The organism is Arsukibacterium sp. (genome assembly GCF_036735525.1).
In the GTDB taxonomy this organism is placed as follows: Bacteria; Pseudomonadota; Gammaproteobacteria; order Enterobacterales; family Alteromonadaceae; genus Alishewanella.
This window is the reverse complement of the sequence record NZ_DAINOE010000137.1, coordinates 1-4,589: the sequence shown is the minus strand read 5'-3', so window position 1 is coordinate 4,589 and position 4,589 is coordinate 1. Positions and strand designations below refer to the sequence as shown.

The window sequence follows — 4,589 nt, the reverse complement described above, 5'->3', positions numbered from 1 at the left end:
GCAGATACCGAAGCCTTTGAATTTCAGCAAATATATGGCCTTGAAACCATAGTAGTGCCTACTAACCGGCCTATGGTGCGTAATGATATGGCCGACTTGGTGTATTTAACGGCCGAAGATAAATACAACGCTATTATTGAAGATATTAAACAAGCTCGCGATGCCGCTCGCCCGGTGTTGGTGGGTACCGCTTCTATTGAAAGCTCAGAATACCTGTCAAGTCTGCTGAATAAAGCGAAAATCAAGCATCAGGTATTAAATGCTAAGTTCCATGCCAATGAAGCACAAATAATTGCTGATGCCGGTCGTCCGGGTACTGTGACCATTGCTACTAATATGGCAGGTCGGGGTACGGATATCGTGCTAGGTGGTAATTTGCAGGCTGAGCTGGCTGCGTTAAAAGAGGCGACAGCAGCTGAGATTGAAACCGCGACAATCAACTGGCAGCAACGGCATGATGCGGTTATTGCCGCGGGTGGCTTGCATATCGTAGGCACTGAGCGTCACGAGTCTCGTCGTATTGATAATCAGTTGCGTGGTCGTGCCGGCCGCCAGGGTGATGCCGGTTCATCGCGTTTCTATTTGTCACTGGATGACGCGCTGATGCGGATTTTCGCTTCAGATCGGATGGCAGGCATGATGCGCCGCTTAGGTATGGAGAAAGGCGAAGCCATTGAACACCCCTGGGTGAGCCGGGCCATTGAAAACGCCCAGCGCAAAGTGGAAGCCCGTAACTTTGATATTCGTAAGCAATTACTTGAATTTGATGATGTTGCTAACGATCAGCGTAAAGTAGTGTACGAGCAGCGCAACGAATTACTCGATGCCAAGGATATCAGTGATACCATTCATGCCATCCGCGATGATGTAGTGGATGCGGTGATTAGCGAATATATACCACCGCAATCGCTGGATGAAATGTGGGATGTGCCTGGCCTGGAGCAACGCTTAAAAGCAGATTTTGGTGTTGAATTGCCTGTGGCGAAATGGCTGGCCGATGACAACAAACTGTTTGAAGAAAAGCTGCGTGAAAAAATTCAGCAAGAGATCACGGCTTCCTATCAACTGAAAGAGCAGATGGTAGGACCGCAGGTACTGCGCCAGTTTGAAAAAGCCATTATGATGCAAAGTCTGGATACGCACTGGAAAGAGCATCTGGCGGCAATGGACCATTTACGTCAGGGCATTAATTTACGGGGCTATGCCCAGAAAAACCCGAAGCAGGAATACAAGCGTGAAGCCTTCGAATTATTCTCAACTATGCTGGATAATCTGAAGCTGGATGTGATTGGCGTGTTAAGCCGGGTGCAGGTTCGTGCTGCAGAAGACGTAGAGGCCGTAGAGCAACAACGGCGCAAAGCCGATGCAGTGCCACACAGTTATCAGCATGCCGAAGCCGAGCAGGTCGTTGGTGAAGTGCCAGACGATTTACCTCGTGGTCCGGTAATGCGTGAAGGCGACAAAGTAGGGCGTAATGATCCTTGCCCGTGCGGTTCAGGTAAAAAATACAAACAGTGTCATGGCAAGCTTAGCTAAGCCGCAAGCGGCGTTGGCGGACAGCCACGCTGCTGAGCATACCGCCAGCGCGCCACGGCAGTTACTGCAGGTGGCGGTGGGGGTTATTTTGCAGCAGCAGCAGGTGTTATTAAGCCTGCGCCATCCTGGACAACATCAGGGCAACAAATGGGAATTTCCCGGTGGCAAGGTTGAGGCTGCAGAAAGCGTTGAGGCAGCACTGCATCGGGAGTTACAGGAAGAGCTGGCGATAAGCGTGACCCGGGCTGAACCTTTTATGCAAATAGAGCACAGTTACCCGGAGCGTGATGTGCTGTTACATATCTGGTTGGTGCGCGACTTTAGCGGCGAGCCGGCGAGTCAGGAGCAGCAGCCGCTAAAATGGGTGGATATTAGTCTGTTGCACCAGCTTAATTTTCCGGATGCCAATCAGCCTATTGTCAGTAAGCTGCAGCAACTGGCTACTACTCTTTAAAAAAACTATTATCCTGCTTAATCATTTCTTGCTCTAACTCTGCCAGATACGCTTCTGATAAGGCGGAATCGATCACAGGATTGTCGGCAATGCGGTGGTTTTCTGCTGCCCAGTCACCCAGGTCAATCAGTTTGCAGCGTTCAGTGCAAAAAGGTCTGAAGGGTGAGCTGCTATCCCAGACCACCATGGTGCTACAGGTGTGACATTTTACCTTGCTGACCATAGTTGGCTCCTATTAATGGCGGCGGTTGACAGCCAAATCGGCTAAGGCCATCAGCGCATCTTTATGCTGTGAATCAGGGAGGATGGCCAGCGCTTGGCGGGCTTTGTCGGCTTCGGCTTCGGCTTTTTTACGGGTGTAACTAAAGGCGCCGGTTTGTTCGAGGATGCTTAGTACCTGAGGTAACAAGGCTAAGCCTTCACCTTCAGTGATGGCACTGCGGATCAATTGCTGCTGCTCTGGTGTACCTTGTTGCAGCGCATAAATTAGTGGCAGCGTAGGTTTGCCTTCGGCCAGATCATCACCGACATTTTTACCCATTTCACTGGCATCAGCCTGGTAATCTAAGACATCATCAATTAACTGAAAGGCGGTACCCAGATGCATACCATAGGCTTGCATGGCCTGGACCACGGGCTCGGGTTGCTCGGCAATAATGGCGGCTAACTGAGTGGCGGCTTCAAACAACTTAGCGGTTTTACAGTAGATCACCTGCATATAGTTATGCTCAGTGGTATCGGCATCATGCACATTCATCAGTTGCAGTACTTCACCTTCAGCAATAACATTAGTGGCATCGGCCAGAATATGCATAATGCGCATTTTATCCAGTGACACCATCAGCTGAAACGCGCGGGTATACAGAAAATCACCCACTAACACACTGGCCTGATTGCCAAACACCGCATTGGCGGTTTCTTTGCCACGGCGTAAGGTGGACTCATCCACCACATCATCGTGTAACAAGGTAGCAGTGTGAATAAACTCAATAATGGTCGCCAGCGTCAGATGCTGCTGGCCCTGATAGTTCAGTGCTCTGGCGGCCAGTACGGTTAATAAGGGGCGCAGACGCTTACCGCCGCTATTAACGATGTAAATACCTAACTGGTTGATTAGGGCGACATCAGAGCAAAGCTGGGAAAAAATATGCTGATTTACCGCCTGCATATCAGCAGCGGTAAGGTGTTGGATCTGTTCAAGCGTCATCTGTAACAACTGCTAAACCCTTAGAATGAAGATAATTCTACACTAATGTAGTGACAGGCAAAAATGAATTCTGGATCCTTTTGCCAACACAGAGATCTTTTTCATAAATGTGCTTGCGGCATACTGGGAAATTGCGTACAATTCGCGCCCTGTGAATTGAATTAACACGCCCCTTAATAAGCGATGGCGTGCTTTGTACGGAGTTAACTATGTACGCGGTTTTCCAAAGTGGTGGCAAACAGCACCGTGTGACGGAAGGTCAAACTCTTCGTCTAGAAAAACTAGACTTAGAAACCGGCGCAACAATCGAATTTACCCCGCTGATGGTTGCCAATGGCGAAGACATCAGTATCGGTGCACCTTTAGTTGAAGGTGGTAAGGTGGTAGCGGAAGTGGTCAATCATGGCCGTGGCGATAAGATCAAAATCGTTAAATTCCGTCGTCGTAAGCATTCACGTAAGCAGATGGGTCACCGTCAATGGTTTACTGAAGTTAAAATTACCAGCATTAGCGCGTAACTAGGAGTATCGACACATGGCAAGTAAAAAAGGTGTAGGTAGCACTCGTAACGGTCGCGATTCAGAAGCTAAACGCTTAGGTGTTAAGCGCTTCGGTGGTGAGTCAGTTTTAGCAGGTAGCATCATCGTGCGTCAGCGTGGAACTAAATTCCACCCAGGCACCAATGTTGGTATCGGTAAAGACCATACGCTGTTTGCTTTAACCGAAGGTAAAGTAAAATTCGAAGTTAAAGGTGAGCACAACCGTAAGTTTGTGAGCATCGTCAGCGAATAAGCTAACGCTTTCAAAAAAACCCCGCCTGGTGCGGGGTTTTTTTATGCTCTGAAGCTTGCAAACCGCTTAACCAGCTCTGGCACCAACAGCTATCTGTACGACGGCCATGGCCGGCGGATAATTAAAAACAAAAACGGCGCAAAAACCTATAGCTTGTATAACAGCGCCGGGGTGTTAATGAGCACCTATGAAAACAATAGCTATACCGGCCATGTGGAAGATAACGACCTGCAGTTAACTTATATGCAGCAGCGGTATTATGACCCCACTTATCGGCCGGTTTTATTCAAACGACATGGTAGGCTTTACACCGTCAAATCCGATGATGTTTAACCGGTATTCGTATGCGAATAATAATCCGTTTAAGTTTGTGGATCCAACCGGAACATGCCCAGAAGATAACAGTTTTCGTGATTGCATTGAGATCGGTGTGGTTAAGGAGGGAGGTGAAGTAAAAGGCTCGGAATATACAGACAATATTGCAAAAGAAAACCACCAAAGCCATAGGGTGTTATCTGGCACTGTTGAAAAAGCATCAGTTATTAAGGCAGATGGCTCTTTGATCTGTACCAGCAACAGTGGACACTTCACTAAGCACTG

7 protein-coding genes are annotated in these 4,589 nt (G+C 48.5%); 5 read left to right on the top strand and 2 right to left on the bottom strand.

Annotated elements, in window-relative coordinates:
* A partial coding sequence (locus V7D78_RS16125; RefSeq protein WP_333609481.1) for a preprotein translocase subunit SecA occupies positions 1–1,536 on the top strand: 1,536 nt, incomplete at its 5' end.
* Positions 1,520–1,990, top strand: a complete 471-nt coding sequence (gene mutT, locus V7D78_RS16120) for an 8-oxo-dGTP diphosphatase MutT (RefSeq protein WP_333609480.1) — start codon at positions 1,520–1,522, stop codon at positions 1,988–1,990. The genes V7D78_RS16125 and mutT, both read left to right, overlap by 17 nt.
* On the opposite strand, the gene V7D78_RS16115 is transcribed toward mutT, so the two are convergent.
* On the bottom strand, positions 1,980–2,213 hold the full coding sequence (locus V7D78_RS16115) for a DNA gyrase inhibitor YacG (protein ID WP_333609479.1): 234 nt from the start codon (positions 2,211–2,213) through the stop codon (positions 1,980–1,982). The two genes, mutT and V7D78_RS16115, sit on opposite strands and share 11 nt — an antisense overlap.
* Positions 2,214–2,225: 12 nt before the next feature.
* Positions 2,226–3,197 carry an octaprenyl diphosphate synthase gene (ispB, locus tag V7D78_RS16110; protein WP_333609478.1) on the bottom strand — a complete coding sequence of 324 codons (972 nt, stop codon included), beginning with the start codon at positions 3,195–3,197 and terminating at the stop codon, positions 2,226–2,228.
* Positions 3,198–3,406: 209 nt separating this feature from the next.
* Here ispB and rplU point away from each other — a divergent pair, with 209 nt between their 5' ends.
* The 3 genes from rplU to V7D78_RS16095 form a co-directional block, all read left to right on the top strand.
* Positions 3,407–3,715, top strand: a complete 309-nt coding sequence (gene rplU, locus V7D78_RS16105) for a 50S ribosomal protein L21 (protein ID WP_333609477.1) — start codon at positions 3,407–3,409, stop codon at positions 3,713–3,715.
* Positions 3,716–3,731: 16 nt separating this feature from the next.
* Positions 3,732–3,989 carry a 50S ribosomal protein L27 gene (gene rpmA / locus V7D78_RS16100; RefSeq protein WP_333609476.1) on the top strand — a complete coding sequence of 86 codons (258 nt, stop codon included), beginning with the start codon at positions 3,732–3,734 and terminating at the stop codon, positions 3,987–3,989.
* Positions 3,990–4,248: 259 nt separating this feature from the next.
* Positions 4,249–4,589: RHS repeat-associated core domain-containing protein (locus tag V7D78_RS16095; protein WP_333609475.1), on the top strand; the 341-nt coding region annotated here is incomplete at its 3' end.